The organism is Cryobacterium sp. MP_M3 (assembly GCF_015752155.1).
Classification (GTDB): domain Bacteria; phylum Actinomycetota; class Actinomycetes; order Actinomycetales; family Microbacteriaceae; genus Cryobacterium.
Genome location: NZ_JADOVI010000010.1, coordinates 1 through 12,059 on the forward strand (window position 1 = coordinate 1; position 12,059 = coordinate 12,059).

The window sequence follows — 12,059 nt, forward strand, 5'->3', positions numbered from 1 at the left end:
TGGGCAGATCTGTTGGCCATGAGTGGGCAGTTTTCATGGCCACCAGCGGGCATTTCTACTGGCCGCCCGTGGGCAGTTCGGATTGGCCATTGACAACCAACCGTCGCTAACCCATAAGACATGACCAGTAGAACGACCCCGAGTACTCCGGTCGGAATCGCGAGACTTCGCACGCGAATTGCTCTCTTCGACATTTGTCCCCCTCGCGCAGACGTTCAGCATCTTACTTCTGAGCTGTCGGCGGTCCGCCAATCCCAGAGTCACGGAGAGCGTCTTCGATTTCTGACTTCTTGAACCCAGCCAGCCACAGCGACTCCCTAAGCCTCGCCTCGGCCCGTTCTTGCCGGCAGCTGCCCCGACGAGGGCTCGTAGCCACCAAGGGCGCACCCACGGTACCGCCACTATGGCGGCGAACAGGAGCACCCAGCTGACGGCCGCGGCGATGATCGCGATCGGTGCTGACGGCGACAGGAACCCTCCGGGGTCACCCAAGCATTCGACAATTCCACAACGGTCGAGTCGAGCATAGGCAACGAGAATGAAGCCAAGAGCGACAGCAAGCGGGATTGTCCAGACTAGATTTGGCGCGATCAGCTTGGATTTGGTGGGTGGGCGGCTTTCAACCATTCCTGACCGTCACCTTGCCGGACACTGCGAAGCAGCCGCTGTCGACAACTGCATTCAGGGTCGCGGTTCCGTTGATGGTTCCCCATAGGGGGCGACAGCGGCCGTTCATTTCCTCGAGCGGCGTTCAGCCCGAGGGCGGCGGGACCGAGGCGCCGCCGCGCAGCGCCACCCGGAGGTTCAGCTCGTCGCCGGCCTGGAGCTGGCGGCTGGTGAGCGGGTTGAGGAAGCCGAGGTCGTCGGCCGTGATGCCGAAGCGGTCGGCGATGTCGTTGACCGTGTCGCCGGCGATTGCACGGTAGGAGAGCAGTGCACCAGCGACTAAAGCCGTGGCACCGCCGGCGCCGAACCGGGCGCCGGTATCGACGGCGAGCAGCCCGGGGCGGGTGTCCGGCACGTCCCAGGTGATCGTGCCGACCGCCCGGGGAGTGAGCACACAGCCGTCAGGATCGGTCGTGGTCGGGTCGGTCTCCGTGACGACGGCGGTCAGGTAGTAGCTGGGGTCGCCCCGGGACAAGTCCCTGGGGCCCATGCTCAGCCCAGGCTGATCGGCGTTCGTGGAGAGGTTGCCGAACGAGAAGCTGTGCATGTCGGCCAGGCAGATCGTGGCCTCCGACCAGGGGCTGAAGGATAGTTGCAAGCCTCCGGGGACGTCCGAGTGGAAGTCCTTCAGTGCGACGTCGAATCCGCCCCCACCCGCCGTGACGACGACGGTTCCGGAGATGGTGTTGTCTCCCGAGGCCGACGTGAGCTCGGCCGCGCCAATGACACCGTCGGGGATGACAACGTCGGCCGCACGGTCGGGCGGGGCCGGCGCATCCGTGTGGACAGCCGTGTCGACCGCTGGAGTCGCAGTTGGCGAGCAAGCCACCAGTCCGAGCACCAGAGCGATGCTCCCCAGAACGGATGTCGCCAGTCGTGGCATCAGGTCCCCTCCCCGCCGGGCCCAGTATGGCAGTCGGCCGCATCGCCGGTCCAGCCCCTGGCCCGACGGACGAGGTGGCTCGACCGACGTCGCTACCGGACGCACCGAACCTTCCCGTTGGCGGTTCCCGACTGCCACTCCCCCGAAACTTTGGAACCTCGGCGAATTGGTGCGCCTCCATGGAGGTCCGCCGTACGGTCCCGCGTAAGGACAGTGAATCCAGCCGCGGCGTGACGACGAGTGTTGCATGCATCGAAGTCAGCGAACGTGCCTGAAATACCGTTCCGGATCGTCCGGGAACGATCGCCAATTCCTAACCAGGTCGAGATCCTCCCAGACGCAGCGACGGTATCCCCATGGCCCGACCTCATAGATCTCCGCACCAGGTATTGACGCCAGAATCGGTGAATGAGTGGACAGGATCACCTGAGACCCACCGGCGGCAACAATGTCCCGGAGATCGCTGAGCAGAGCAAGCGATCCGGTGAACGAGAGCGCTGATTCCGGCTCACCAAGGATCCACAAGCCCGGGTAACGAGACCGGGCAGCCACAAGGTCGAGGAACGACTCGCCATGCGAGCGCTCGTGGAATACGGGGTCGTTTCCGCCGGGGTTGTCCTCCAGATAGGTGAAGAACCCGTGCATCGTTTCCGCGCGGAGAAAGAAGCCGCCCCGGCCAGCGCCGAGACCCCGGTTCAACCGCAGGTGGTCGGCGAGGGGGGACTCGGACCTGCGAGTGGTGTGTCTGGAGCCGGTCGATCCTCCTTCCGGTCCCATGCCGTAGGCACCTGCGATGGCCTCAATGAGAGTCGATTTGCCGACCCCGTTGTCGCCGACGAATACGGTCACTGGACCCAGTTCGAGACCATCATCGAGGAGCTGCGCGATCGGGGCCAGCGTCGCGGGCCACACATCCCGAGGCAGAAATGGCGCGTCGGGATCCTGGCTCACCGAGCGCAACGGAGGATCGTTTCTCGACATGCGATCATTCTGCCTGAACCGGCACTCGAAACAGTTAGACCAACCGTTCAGGGTTCCCCTTTGGGCTCCAGAGGAGTTCGGCTCATGTCGCCGAGGCCGCTTCACTAGCTGTTCTGCAGGGCTCCGAATATTGTCATGCCAACTACGACAGCGGTCAGCAATGCCATGATCAGCCACCCTTGCCAGGTGCGTGGCCCCCAGCCGAAACCTATCCGCTTCCGTCCAAACCAAGGTTCATGTTCTGGCACAGCGTCCCCCTCAAACTCAGATATTTGGCCTGCGGGGCCAACTCTACCGACGCAGTCGCGGCCGAAAGCATTCCCGGTCCCCGTTCCACCTTGATACCCGCAAGCGCTTCCGTAGACGCATCTTCACTGGGGCCCTATCTTGAAGTATCCAAACGAACGGAACAGTCATGGACAGTCCAGCCGCACTTGCAGTCGCTCTCGCATCCGTCGTCGCCGTCCTCTACATCGCTGCGATCGCGTACGCCATCGTCCAGATTGCGCGAACCCTCGACCTGTCCGAGGTGGAGAAGGCCCTCTGGATGATCGCCGTCGTATTCGCGCCACTGCTCGGCGCGCTCGTTTGGTACTTCGCCGGTCCACACCCATTCGGCCTTCGACTCACCCACAAGGTTCGATAGACCTCGACCCTCATTTCCTTCGCGGAGGGGGTTCGCCGATCGGACACGAATGCCCGCGCTCGAACTTGCACTGTTTCGATAGCACAATCTTGTGCTACCTTCACAGCACAAAGCTCGCGATGCTCGCGAGGGATTCGATCTTCTGGGGGCCTAGATGAACTTCCTCTTTCTCTTCGTGCACGCCGTTCAAGACCTGCTACCTCTGGAAGTGGCTATCACCTTCGGCCTGGTCCTCTTCGCTCTGTCGTGGGTTCGTCCCAGGCGGATGGTGTCACTCCCCCAGACCGGGCGGCGCACGGCAACTCTCACCTGGGCAGGAGTGGCGGGTTCATTGCTCGTGGTTGTCGTGGCGACGGCGGTCAGCGCGATTGCCGTGTCAACGCCTGACGTATCCGGGTATGACGGCTGGTGGCGCCGGCCGGCCCCGCTATTTGCGGCCACACTCGTGGTGGCTGCGGCGGCCGTAGCCCTTCGCCGGATCCCTCTTCCCGCACCGGGAGAGCGGTCGATTGTTCCGCGCCGCCCCTGGCATGCGTTCGCGTCTCGCACCTTGCTCTGGATCTCCGGAATCACCGCGACGTTGCTCGCGCTGACTGCAGTGTGGCAGATTGCGATCGCCAGGACCGCGCCCAAAGACGGACCATTCTTTGGAAACGTTCCCGACTTCACTGACCTGCCGATCTACATGAGCTTCAACAGCGGGTACGGCTACCTGTCCGGGGCAGGATGGCCGAACCATCTCGCCACTCTCGTCGCGCTCGCACTGGCCTGCGCCGTCTTTTTCGCCGTGCTGCACACGGACGCCAACCGGCCCGTGTTTGCCCGATCGGCCGCCTCCAGCGCGCGCTCGGAACGAGAACTAACCGCTCGACTGTTCACGTTCATCCTGCTCGGAGGACTCATCACCACGCTTGGAGCCGTGTGGATGCACACCGGTTCCTCCGGGCAAGCTCTGGTCGGATTAGACGAGCAATGGGTCTCCGACAATCAGTCCTACCCGCGCATTCTCGTAGCCGGTAGCTACGACGCGATCGCCCGCCCCATGAACCTTCTGGGCTATGCATTCCAGGCTGGCGGAGTCGCGTTCCTACTCCGCCTTGCGGTTGACACAGCCCGCGCCGCTATCGCGACACGGCGCTCGCGCGTCGCAGCACCGGAGTCTGGAGTCTCGACCAACGGACCACGGCGATGACCGGGACCACGCCGAGCTCTGCGGATGAAATCGATGCGCTCTTCCGCGGGGCGATCCGCTCCGGACAACTCGGAGATGGCGAACGCCTGCCAACCGTTCGACAAACCGCCAGGGATTTCGGCGTCGCACAGGCCACAGCCGCAAAGGCCTACAAGTCTTTGGAACGAGACGGCCTCATCGTTACCCGCACCGCCGCCGGCACCCGCGTCGCCCCCGGGGCATCGCGGGCGCCACAGTCAGTCATCGAGCACGCCCGCGCACTCGCGGAAGCAGGTGAAGGCGCACTCGTCACCCTCGAAGACACCATCGCAATCCTCCGCGCGGTCTGGCGAACAGACGCGACGCAGCTGCCCACATGAGGTTCCGCCTACGGGCCCGCTTTAGCGCCCGTAGTGGTATCTACATCCGGCGATACGGACTTCATCGTTCTCGACCTTGTAGATCAGGCGATGTTCGTCTGTAATCCGACGTGACCAATACCCGTGGAAGCCGTGCTTGAGGGGTTCGGGTTTTCCGATGCCTTCATTTCCGTTGCGAATAACGTCGCTCAGGAGCGTATTGATGCGCTTGAGGATCTTGCGGTCTTGCGTCTGCCACCAGCGGTAGTCGTCCCAGGCATCCTCGTCCCAGATCAACTTCATTCGTCAAGGTCGTGCTGCGTGCCGTGGCCGGCCTCGAGTCGATCGATCGATCCAAGGAGGCGGCGCGCGTTCGCGGGGTTCTTCAGCAGATAGGCGGTTTCCTTGAGCGACTCGTAGTCGTCGAGCGAGACAATGACCACGGGTTCGTGTCCTGCACGGGTGATAACAACTTCTTCTCGGTCATCCACCACTGCTGAGAGAGTCTCGGCGTACTTCGCCCGGGATTCGGAATATGTCATGGTGCGCATTGGGATCCTTTCACGTACAGAAAATTGTACGTCGACTTTGTTGCGACCACAAGATGCACCCACAGCTCCACCATCGTCGCGTAAGCCGTTCCTCTGCCGCACCCGGACGAGAGCCCGAGCCGCTCCCCTCTCTCGCCCCTGGTGAGACTAATGGCCGGCAAGCGACGTGTCTTGCCACTGAAGCCTTCACGACTCTCGAGCCGACCACGGCGCTGTGCCTCAGCGCTCCTCGCTTCCCAGATCAATGCGTTCCGCAATCTCGGAGACGTCGTCAAGGCGCCCGGATGCAAGGTCCATGATGAATTCATAGGCCTCTTCATTAGACCAGGTCAGCCGTCTTCCATTCATACCGAGGAAAGCGATCAGCGCAGTGAGACTCAGCCGCTTATTGCCGTCAACCAAGCCATGGTTGCGGGCCAAGGAGTGCGTCAGCGCCGCGGCCTTCGCGGTGAGGCCATCTCAAGTCATTAGAATTCGCCATCGAGCATGTGACGAGTCAAGCCGCGACTGAATGGCGCGACATCGTCGCTACCCAGAAAAGCTCAGCCGCGGACGCCTGGGACCGGCTCACGAAGGCCCCAAACCAGTCGGACCCCAAATGCCACCAGCTCAAGGGCCAACTCGCAACGATTGTTCGTGACGGCGTCGAACACGATCAGTGGCAGTACGAACTCTCTGGGGGCGCACGCATTTGGTACTACGTCGAGGGCAGAACAGTGAAGATCGTCAACGTGTTCACGAGGCACCCGAACCAAACGAAGTAGGCGTGCGCGATCGCCAGCGGCCTCGAGCTGTATGCGATCTCGCCCGCAGAGGTTCCGATTGCGAATCTGTGCGTCGCTGTTCAGCCGTTCGAATCTTCGTCCCCATCTGGTCGGTCTCAGGCGGGCCGCGCTCCAGGCTCCGCATGCTGTTTCGGTATCATGCGACGCATGGCTATCAAACTGGAGAATGTAGGGATCGCCGTGCGCGACATTGACGCGACTATCGCGTTTTTCACCGACCTCGGGCTCACTGTCATCGGGCGAGACACCATCAGTGGCGACTGGGCCGACACCGCCGTCGGCCTCGACGGCAACCACGCCAAGATCGCAGTGCTCACAACACCGGACGGTCATGGTCAGATCGAGCTCTTCGAATACCTTCATCCGGACGCCATCGAGACGGAACCCACTCTCCCCAACGAGATCGGCATGCACCGCGTCGCGTTCTCCGTCGATGACATCGAGGCGGCGCTTGAAACCGCTGCGAGGCACGGCTGCTATCCGCTTCGCGGCGTGGCGACCTATCAGGACGTCTACAAGCTCACCTATCTCCGCGGGCCGAGCGGGATCCTCGTGATGCTCGCCCAGGCTCTGAAGAAGGGCTGACGGTCGTTCGTTTCGATGGGAGTGCGTTACTGAACTCGATCATGGCGCGAACGCGACGGTCGGCCCGCTTTTCGTCCCTGGTCGTTTTCGGGACACGCTCTCGGTTTGTCTGCAGTAGAGCGGCCTCGAGATGGTCGATGCGATTCTTCAGGCGAGGCAGGCACGAACGCAGCGCTCGACTACGGGACGGATCTCGACATCCGGATCGACGGTCAATCGGTGGAACAAGAGCCCGTTGCCGCACGCCAACAGCGTTCGCGCCGCCTCGTCGGGGTCATCTGCGCCGACCTGCCCCAGAAGTGCCGCCATCCACTCGACCATGACGGCGCGCTGGCGGAGCAGGGGCGCCAGGAGGTCGGCATCGTGTGCCGCCTCGAGGGAAAGAGCGAGGCGCACTCGAGTGCGCGTCGCGCGCGGGCCGGACTCGGTTTCGATCAGCGAACAGACGAGATCGACCAGGTCCCGCTCCGTCATCGTGTCGCCGGCCGGCGGGACCGCCGCATCCGACCGTTCGGCGTCGGCGATGTGCCCGATCAGGCCGGCGAGGAGGGAGGCGCGGGTACGGAACCAATTCGACGTCGATCCCTTGGGGAGCCCCGCGCGGGCATCGACCCGGGCGTGCGTGAGTGCCCGGATGCCGTGCTCCCCGACTTCATCAACGGCCGCATGCAGGGCACGCTCTCGGTTCGTGGTCACACCCAGAATTTACACTACTGATGTAGTGACACCACACTATGAACGTAGTAATTTGTCTTCATGGTGATGCACTACGTCGTCCTCGCCTTGTGGCTGGCCCAAGCCACCGCGGGAGTCTCGCTCGCCGTGAGCTGGTGGCGCGGCGGACATACGGGTGCGCCTACCGTGATCACCCATATCGCGGCAGGAACCGTCGGCCTTGCGCTGTGGGTTGTCTTCCTGGTGGCCGGCAACGTGCTTCCTGCCTGGCTCGCGTTGGCGGCCCTCACGGTGGGAAACAGCTTCGGCGACGCGATGTTGCGCGGGCGGTCACGGGACTCGCGGGCAACGACGACATTCTGGAAGGCATACCTGGGTGCGATCGTCGACACCTTTCAAGGCAGGATGCCTCCCCGCGTCACCTTCCATGCGGTCTTCGCCGGTTTCGTCTACTTCACCTGCCTGGGTGTGTGCATCGGCGCGACCGTCGCCACCGCCGGGTGATGCGGGTGGTAGCGGTTCTGCCAATCCGGGCCACACTGGGAATTGAGGATTACGGGACTGGAGGATGCCATGACTGGCAAGAAACCCAAGGAACAAATGCGCAAGGGAAAGGGCGTGCAGCCGACCGCGGCGCAGGGGCCGCCACCCAGGATCACCCCGGAAACGGCCAACCCGGCACCGCGGTCGCCCAAGGAATCGAAAGAAGGCTAGGCCAGTCGGCCGATCGCGGCCAGGCTCACAGACCGGCCGGTTGGACCGGAACCGGGAGTCAGGCCGCCTCCGCCGAACCATACTCAACGATCCAACTGAGAACGGACAATGCCCCTGCAGTGGAGTCTCGAAGTCGTGACGGTGTGCGTCTCGGACGTCGACCGCGCCAAGCAGTTCTACGCCGAGCAGGTTGGCTTCCACCTCGACCTCGACTTGTGGGTGAGCGACGACCAACGTGTCGTCCAGTTCACCCCGTCCGGATCCGGTTGTTCCATCCAGTTGAAGCTCGGCGAGACGCGGATCGACGGTCTTCAGCTCGTCGTGTCCGACGTTGATGCGGCCCGGGCCGAGCTTGCCGAGCGAGGAGTGGACGCCAGCAGGGTGATGCACTTCGAGAACGGCATCCGCGTCCGGGGACGGGGCGAGGCCTGGAATTCTTTCGTGTTCTTCTCCGACCCCGACGGCAACGCCTGGGTGGTACAGGAACGCCCCGCAGGCATCTGAACACGCGGGTATACGGTCTGGCCTTCGTGGCATCGGGAACATTTTCGATGCCGGGCCCGTTGTCGTGAGCATGACAACTATCGGAATCATCGGTGCAGGAAACATTGGCAGCCAGGTCGCCCGCAAGGCGATCGAGAGCGGCTACGACGTCGTGATCAGCAATTCCCGCGGCCCTGAGACGCTCGCGGACCTCGTCGCCGAGCTCGGCCCGAAGGCTAGCGCAGGGACAGCAGTGCAGGCCGCACAGGCTGCCGACGTCGCGGTCGTGACGGTACCGCTCAAGGCCTATGCGGACGTGCCGGTCCAGCCGCTCGCCGGCAAGATCGTCATCGACACCAACAACTACTACTTCGAACGCGACGGCCACATCGAGGCCCTCGACAACGGCGAGGCGACCGTGACCGGCATGCTGCAGGGGCACCTGCCCACCTCACGGGTTGCAAAGGGCTTCAACCACATCACGGCCGCCGACATCACCGCTGACTCGTTCCCGACCGGAGACCCGGCACGGCGTGCACTCGCTACATCGTCCGACTTTGCGGATGCCTCCGACTTCGTCACTAAGCTCTACGACGAATTCGGTTTCGACACCGTGAACATCGGTCCGCTCGCCGAGAGCTGGCGCGTCGAGCGCGACCGTCCGGCTTATGGCACCCGACAGACCATCGCTGAGCTCGAGGCCAACCTGGCAAAGGCACCGCGCACGATCTGATCCGGACATGCGGCGCGGAACCGGGGTCATCCTCGGTTCCTCCGCGCCGTGGGTGGCCGACTCAGCGCCGGGACCGGACTGTTCTAGTGGCCGCCATCCACGAGCTTGAGACCGACGATGCACCCCACGAGCCCGAGGATCAGCAGGATCTTGACCAGCGATGCGGGCTCGGCGCCGAAGACCATCGCGTAGAGCACGGTCAGTGCCGCCCCGATTCCGACCCAGACGGCATACGCCGTGCCGGTTGAGATGTCTCGCATCGCCCAGGCAAGTCCGGCCATGCTGAACGTGAGCGCCACCATGAAGACCACCGATGGCCACAGCTTTGTGAGGCCGTCGGACTTGCCCAGCGCGGTGGCCCAGACTGCTTCGAGAACGCCGGACACGATAAGCACGATCCAGGACATGACAACAACTCCTACGGCCAGTCTTGTCGCGTTCCGGGTACTGATCCCTCGTCCGGGCCCGCTGATCGCGGCTCCCAACTACGGTATCGCAGTCGGCCGTGCAAACGCAGTGCGCTCACACAGAGATCTGCTGCAGGGCCCAGGAATTGCCGTCAGGGTCACTGAAATAGGCGTAGCGGATGCCTCCGCCCATGTCGTGCACGTCCGAGACCTCGACCCCGTTGCCGATGAGCTCTCGGCGGGCGGCGTCGACATCGTCCACGACCAGGTGGAGGTTCAGGACGGGAGCGGCGTGGGGATCGCTGATCCCGACTCCGATGACGATGGAGCACGCCGATCCGGGCGGGGTCAACTGCACGACGCGCATTCCGTTGCCCGGCTCGACATCGTGATCAAGGGTGAACCCCACCCCGTCCATGTAGAACGCCTTTGAGCGGTCCACATCCGTCGACGGCAGCGGGACCAATTCCAGTCGCATGTCCACAACCACTCCACAATCCCGCCGACGACGCGGCGTTGTTCCCGGTTGGCCGAACGGCCGGCCACCCGATCGTAAGCATGGCATCGCACCGGGCAATCCGCGCGGATTCGCCGAAACCCCGCCCCGAGCCGAGTCAGGACGAACGGGAATCGGCGGCGGCAAGGGCGGGAACGCCGTCGCCGAGCGCCAGCAGGGCGGGGATGCCGACCGGCTCGGCCGCGAGCAGCGGCACGACCGCCAGGCGGGGCGCTTTCAGCTCCCGCACGTGCGCGATCTCCGGCAGTTCGCCCGCGGCACGGAGCCGGAGGAGCGGGGCGTTCGGCGCCGCCGCGGCGATCGAATTGTTGATGATCCAGGCCCAGGGGGCGATTCCGGCGCGGATCAGGTCGTCCTGCAGTTCCGCGGCCTCGAGCACCGGTGTCGTTTCGGCGAGGGTGACCAGGATCACCTTGGTCTGCTCCGGGTCCTGCAGCTTCATCATCGGAGTCGTGAAGTGCATGCCGGGGCCCATCTGGCGCTGGATTTCGCGGTGGTATGACCCGGTCGCATCGAGCAGCAGCAAGGTGTGGCCGGTGGGCGCCGTGTCCATGATGACGAAGGCGTCCTTCGCCTCCCGGGTCACCCGGGAGAAGGCCTGGAAGACGGCGATCTCCTCGGTGCACGGCGAGCGGAGGTCTTCCCTGAGCATCGCCTTGCCCTGCTCATCGAGGCGGGCTCCCTTGGTGCGCATGACCCGATCGGTGTAGTTGGCGATTTCGACGGCCGGGTCGATCCGGGACACCTCGAGTCCGGGAAGCCCGCCCGCCAGCGTGTCGACAAGGTGCGCGGCCGGATCGGTCGTCGTCAGGTGCACGTGATGCCCGCGTTGGGCGAGTTGCACGGCGATCGCGGCAGCCATGGTGGTCTTGCCCACACCGCCCTTGCCCATCAGCATGACGAGGCCGTGCCCGCCGGCCGCGATCTCCTCGACGAGCGCCGACAGCGGAGCCGGGGCAAGGTCGGGCGACGGGCCAGGTTGTCCCGGGAGGTCTTCCGGCTCGAGCAGGCTTCGCAGGGCGGCCAGCCCCACCATGTTGGTGCTTTTCAGCGCCACTCGGTCTGTCGGCGCACTCCGCAGGGCCTCGGGCATTTCGACGAGCGCCCGTTGTTCCCGGGCCCGGATGGCGGCGGCGAGCGGGTCGATCGCACTGCCGGCGGGCTGCTCCGGCAGGATGCCGTTGACCACCAGGTGCTGCCGGGTCATGCCGATCGCGGCCAGTTCGGACTGGGTGCGGGCGGCCTCGGCGAGCGTCGAGCGCTGCGCCCTGGCCACCAGCACCAGCCGGGTGCGGGCAGGGTCCGACAGGGCTGCGACGGCTTCCGCGTAGACGGCGCGCTGCTTCTCCAGCCCCGACAGCGGCCCCAGGCAGGAGGCGTCGCCGGTTCCCTCGGTGAGGAAGTCGGTCCACGAGCCGGGCAGCTGGAGCAGTCGGATGGTGTGCCCGGTGGGGGCCGTGTCGAAGACGATGTGGTCGTAGGCGGCGGTCCAGGCAGCATCCGTCAGCAGTTCGGTGAATTCGTTGAATGAGGCGATCTCCGTGGTGCACGCACCCGACAGCTGTTCCTCGATCGAGGCCACCTGGGCGGCCGGCAGGCGACCGCGGACCGGGCCGACTATTCGCTCACGGTACTGTTCGGCAGCCTGCTCCGGGTCGATCTCCAGGGCCGACAGCCCCGGGACCGCGTCGATCGGGGTGACCGTGTTGCCGATGACCACGCCGAAGACCTGGCCGACGTTCGAGGCAGGGTCGGTGCTGACCAGCAGCACGGATGCCCCGCCGTCGGCCAGGCGCACGGCCGTCGCGCAGGCGATCGATGTCTTCCCGACCCCACCCTTGCCCGTGAAGAACAGGAAGCGTGGCGTGTCGTCGAGGAACCGGGGCGTCGTCATCGCGGGGCT

Annotated in this window: 16 protein-coding genes, 1 pseudogene and 1 riboswitch; of the genes and pseudogenes, 8 read left to right on the top strand and 9 right to left on the bottom strand. The window is 64.6% G+C overall.

The window, feature by feature from the left end:
• Positions 1-751: 751 nt before the first annotated feature.
• A complete protein-coding gene (locus tag IWX89_RS12055) occupies positions 752-1,549 on the bottom strand; it encodes a LysM domain-containing protein (protein WP_196903809.1) in 798 nt (265 codons plus the stop codon).
• A 258-nt stretch (positions 1,550-1,807) separates the two neighbouring features.
• A complete protein-coding gene (locus IWX89_RS12060) occupies positions 1,808-2,530 on the bottom strand; it encodes an AAA family ATPase (protein ID WP_196903810.1) in 723 nt (240 codons plus the stop codon).
• A gap of 415 nt (positions 2,531-2,945) precedes the next feature.
• On the opposite strand from IWX89_RS12060, the gene IWX89_RS12065 reads away from it, so the two are divergent.
• The 3 genes from IWX89_RS12065 to IWX89_RS12075 all read left to right on the top strand — a co-directional run bounded on the left by IWX89_RS12065 (position 2,946) and on the right by IWX89_RS12075 (position 4,727).
• Positions 2,946-3,176 carry a PLDc N-terminal domain-containing protein gene (locus tag IWX89_RS12065; protein ID WP_196903811.1) on the top strand — a complete coding sequence of 77 codons (231 nt, stop codon included), beginning with the start codon at positions 2,946-2,948 and terminating at the stop codon, positions 3,174-3,176.
• Positions 3,177-3,330: 154 nt separating this feature from the next.
• Positions 3,331-4,368 (top strand): hypothetical protein, encoded by a 1,038-nt coding sequence (locus IWX89_RS12070; protein WP_196903812.1) that lies wholly within the window; start codon positions 3,331-3,333, stop codon positions 4,366-4,368.
• Complete coding sequence (locus tag IWX89_RS12075) at positions 4,365-4,727, top strand: GntR family transcriptional regulator (RefSeq protein WP_196903813.1); 363 nt, start codon at positions 4,365-4,367, stop codon at positions 4,725-4,727. Before IWX89_RS12070 ends, IWX89_RS12075 begins: the two co-directional genes overlap by 4 nt.
• 21 nt (positions 4,728-4,748) lie before the next feature.
• Here IWX89_RS12075 and IWX89_RS12080 read toward each other — a convergent pair whose 3' ends face one another.
• The 3 genes and pseudogenes from IWX89_RS12080 to IWX89_RS12090 all read right to left on the bottom strand — a co-directional run.
• On the bottom strand, positions 4,749-5,009 hold the full coding sequence (locus IWX89_RS12080; protein WP_196903814.1) for a Txe/YoeB family addiction module toxin: 261 nt from the start codon (positions 5,007-5,009) through the stop codon (positions 4,749-4,751).
• Positions 5,006-5,257: a type II toxin-antitoxin system Phd/YefM family antitoxin gene (locus IWX89_RS12085; RefSeq protein ID WP_196903815.1), complete on the bottom strand. Its 252-nt coding sequence runs from the start codon at positions 5,255-5,257 to the stop codon at positions 5,006-5,008. Before IWX89_RS12085 ends, IWX89_RS12080 begins: the two co-directional genes overlap by 4 nt.
• Positions 5,258-5,476: 219 nt before the next feature.
• A pseudogene (locus tag IWX89_RS12090) lies at positions 5,477-5,695 on the bottom strand (type II toxin-antitoxin system death-on-curing family toxin); the annotation flags it as partial.
• A gap of 494 nt (positions 5,696-6,189) precedes the next feature.
• Between IWX89_RS12090 and IWX89_RS12095 the strand changes: the two are divergent.
• Positions 6,190-6,627 carry a VOC family protein gene (locus tag IWX89_RS12095; protein WP_196903816.1) on the top strand — a complete coding sequence of 146 codons (438 nt, stop codon included), beginning with the start codon at positions 6,190-6,192 and terminating at the stop codon, positions 6,625-6,627.
• A 147-nt stretch (positions 6,628-6,774) separates the two neighbouring features.
• On the opposite strand, the gene IWX89_RS12100 is transcribed toward IWX89_RS12095, so the two are convergent.
• Complete coding sequence (locus tag IWX89_RS12100; protein WP_196903817.1) at positions 6,775-7,323, bottom strand: TetR/AcrR family transcriptional regulator; 549 nt, start codon at positions 7,321-7,323, stop codon at positions 6,775-6,777.
• Positions 7,324-7,383: 60 nt separating this feature from the next.
• Here IWX89_RS12100 and IWX89_RS12105 point away from each other — a divergent pair, with 60 nt between their 5' ends.
• The 4 genes from IWX89_RS12105 to IWX89_RS12120 all read left to right on the top strand — a co-directional run bounded on the left by IWX89_RS12105 (position 7,384) and on the right by IWX89_RS12120 (position 9,232).
• Entirely contained in the window at positions 7,384-7,806 is a 423-nt protein-coding gene (locus IWX89_RS12105; protein ID WP_196903818.1) for a hypothetical protein, read from the top strand.
• Positions 7,807-7,875: 69 nt separating this feature from the next.
• Complete coding sequence (locus IWX89_RS12110; protein WP_196903819.1) at positions 7,876-8,016, top strand: hypothetical protein; 141 nt, start codon at positions 7,876-7,878, stop codon at positions 8,014-8,016.
• Positions 8,017-8,124: 108 nt separating this feature from the next.
• On the top strand, positions 8,125-8,520 hold the full coding sequence (locus IWX89_RS12115; protein ID WP_307836537.1) for a VOC family protein: 396 nt from the start codon (positions 8,125-8,127) through the stop codon (positions 8,518-8,520).
• Positions 8,521-8,590: 70 nt separating this feature from the next.
• The gene (locus IWX89_RS12120) at positions 8,591-9,232 is read left to right on the top strand and encodes an NADPH-dependent F420 reductase (RefSeq protein WP_196903820.1); all 642 of its coding nucleotides are present in this window, start codon (positions 8,591-8,593) and stop codon (positions 9,230-9,232) included.
• An 83-nt stretch (positions 9,233-9,315) separates the two neighbouring features.
• Here IWX89_RS12120 and IWX89_RS12125 read toward each other — a convergent pair whose 3' ends face one another.
• The 3 genes from IWX89_RS12125 to arsA all read right to left on the bottom strand — a co-directional run bounded on the left by IWX89_RS12125 (position 9,316) and on the right by arsA (position 12,050).
• Positions 9,316-9,639: a multidrug efflux SMR transporter gene (locus IWX89_RS12125; protein WP_196903821.1), complete on the bottom strand. Its 324-nt coding sequence runs from the start codon at positions 9,637-9,639 to the stop codon at positions 9,316-9,318.
• Between the two features lie 12 nt (positions 9,640-9,651).
• Positions 9,652-9,715: riboswitch (guanidine-III (ykkC-III) riboswitch) on the bottom strand.
• A 39-nt stretch (positions 9,716-9,754) separates the two neighbouring features.
• Positions 9,755-10,123 carry a VOC family protein gene (locus IWX89_RS12130; RefSeq protein WP_196903822.1) on the bottom strand — a complete coding sequence of 123 codons (369 nt, stop codon included), beginning with the start codon at positions 10,121-10,123 and terminating at the stop codon, positions 9,755-9,757.
• Between the two features lie 130 nt (positions 10,124-10,253).
• Positions 10,254-12,050: an arsenical pump-driving ATPase gene (arsA, locus tag IWX89_RS12135; RefSeq protein ID WP_196903823.1), complete on the bottom strand. Its 1,797-nt coding sequence runs from the start codon at positions 12,048-12,050 to the stop codon at positions 10,254-10,256.
• Positions 12,051-12,059: the final 9 nt, after the last annotated feature.

Bases quoted from the DNA above. Each gene is read 5' to 3' on its own strand.
- IWX89_RS12120 (WP_196903820.1), top strand. From the start codon at position 8,591: ATGACAACTATCGGAATCATCGGTGCAGGAAACATTGGCAGCCAGGTC.
- IWX89_RS12110 (WP_196903819.1), top strand. From the start codon at position 7,876: ATGACTGGCAAGAAACCCAAGGAACAAATGCGCAAGGGAAAGGGCGTG.
- IWX89_RS12085 (WP_196903815.1), bottom strand. From the start codon at position 5,257: ATGCGCACCATGACATATTCCGAATCCCGGGCGAAGTACGCCGAGACT.
- IWX89_RS12115 (WP_307836537.1), top strand. From the start codon at position 8,125: ATGCCCCTGCAGTGGAGTCTCGAAGTCGTGACGGTGTGCGTCTCGGAC.
- IWX89_RS12080 (WP_196903814.1), bottom strand. From the start codon at position 5,009: ATGAAGTTGATCTGGGACGAGGATGCCTGGGACGACTACCGCTGGTGG.
- IWX89_RS12105 (WP_196903818.1), top strand. From the start codon at position 7,384: ATGGTGATGCACTACGTCGTCCTCGCCTTGTGGCTGGCCCAAGCCACC.
- arsA (WP_196903823.1), bottom strand. From the start codon at position 12,050: ATGACGACGCCCCGGTTCCTCGACGACACGCCACGCTTCCTGTTCTTC.
- IWX89_RS12125 (WP_196903821.1), bottom strand. From the start codon at position 9,639: ATGTCCTGGATCGTGCTTATCGTGTCCGGCGTTCTCGAAGCAGTCTGG.
- IWX89_RS12065 (WP_196903811.1), top strand. From the start codon at position 2,946: ATGGACAGTCCAGCCGCACTTGCAGTCGCTCTCGCATCCGTCGTCGCC.
- IWX89_RS12070 (WP_196903812.1), top strand. From the start codon at position 3,331: ATGAACTTCCTCTTTCTCTTCGTGCACGCCGTTCAAGACCTGCTACCT.
- IWX89_RS12095 (WP_196903816.1), top strand. From the start codon at position 6,190: ATGGCTATCAAACTGGAGAATGTAGGGATCGCCGTGCGCGACATTGAC.
- IWX89_RS12055 (WP_196903809.1), bottom strand. From the start codon at position 1,549: ATGCCACGACTGGCGACATCCGTTCTGGGGAGCATCGCTCTGGTGCTC.
- IWX89_RS12060 (WP_196903810.1), bottom strand. From the start codon at position 2,530: ATGTCGAGAAACGATCCTCCGTTGCGCTCGGTGAGCCAGGATCCCGAC.
- IWX89_RS12075 (WP_196903813.1), top strand. From the start codon at position 4,365: ATGACCGGGACCACGCCGAGCTCTGCGGATGAAATCGATGCGCTCTTC.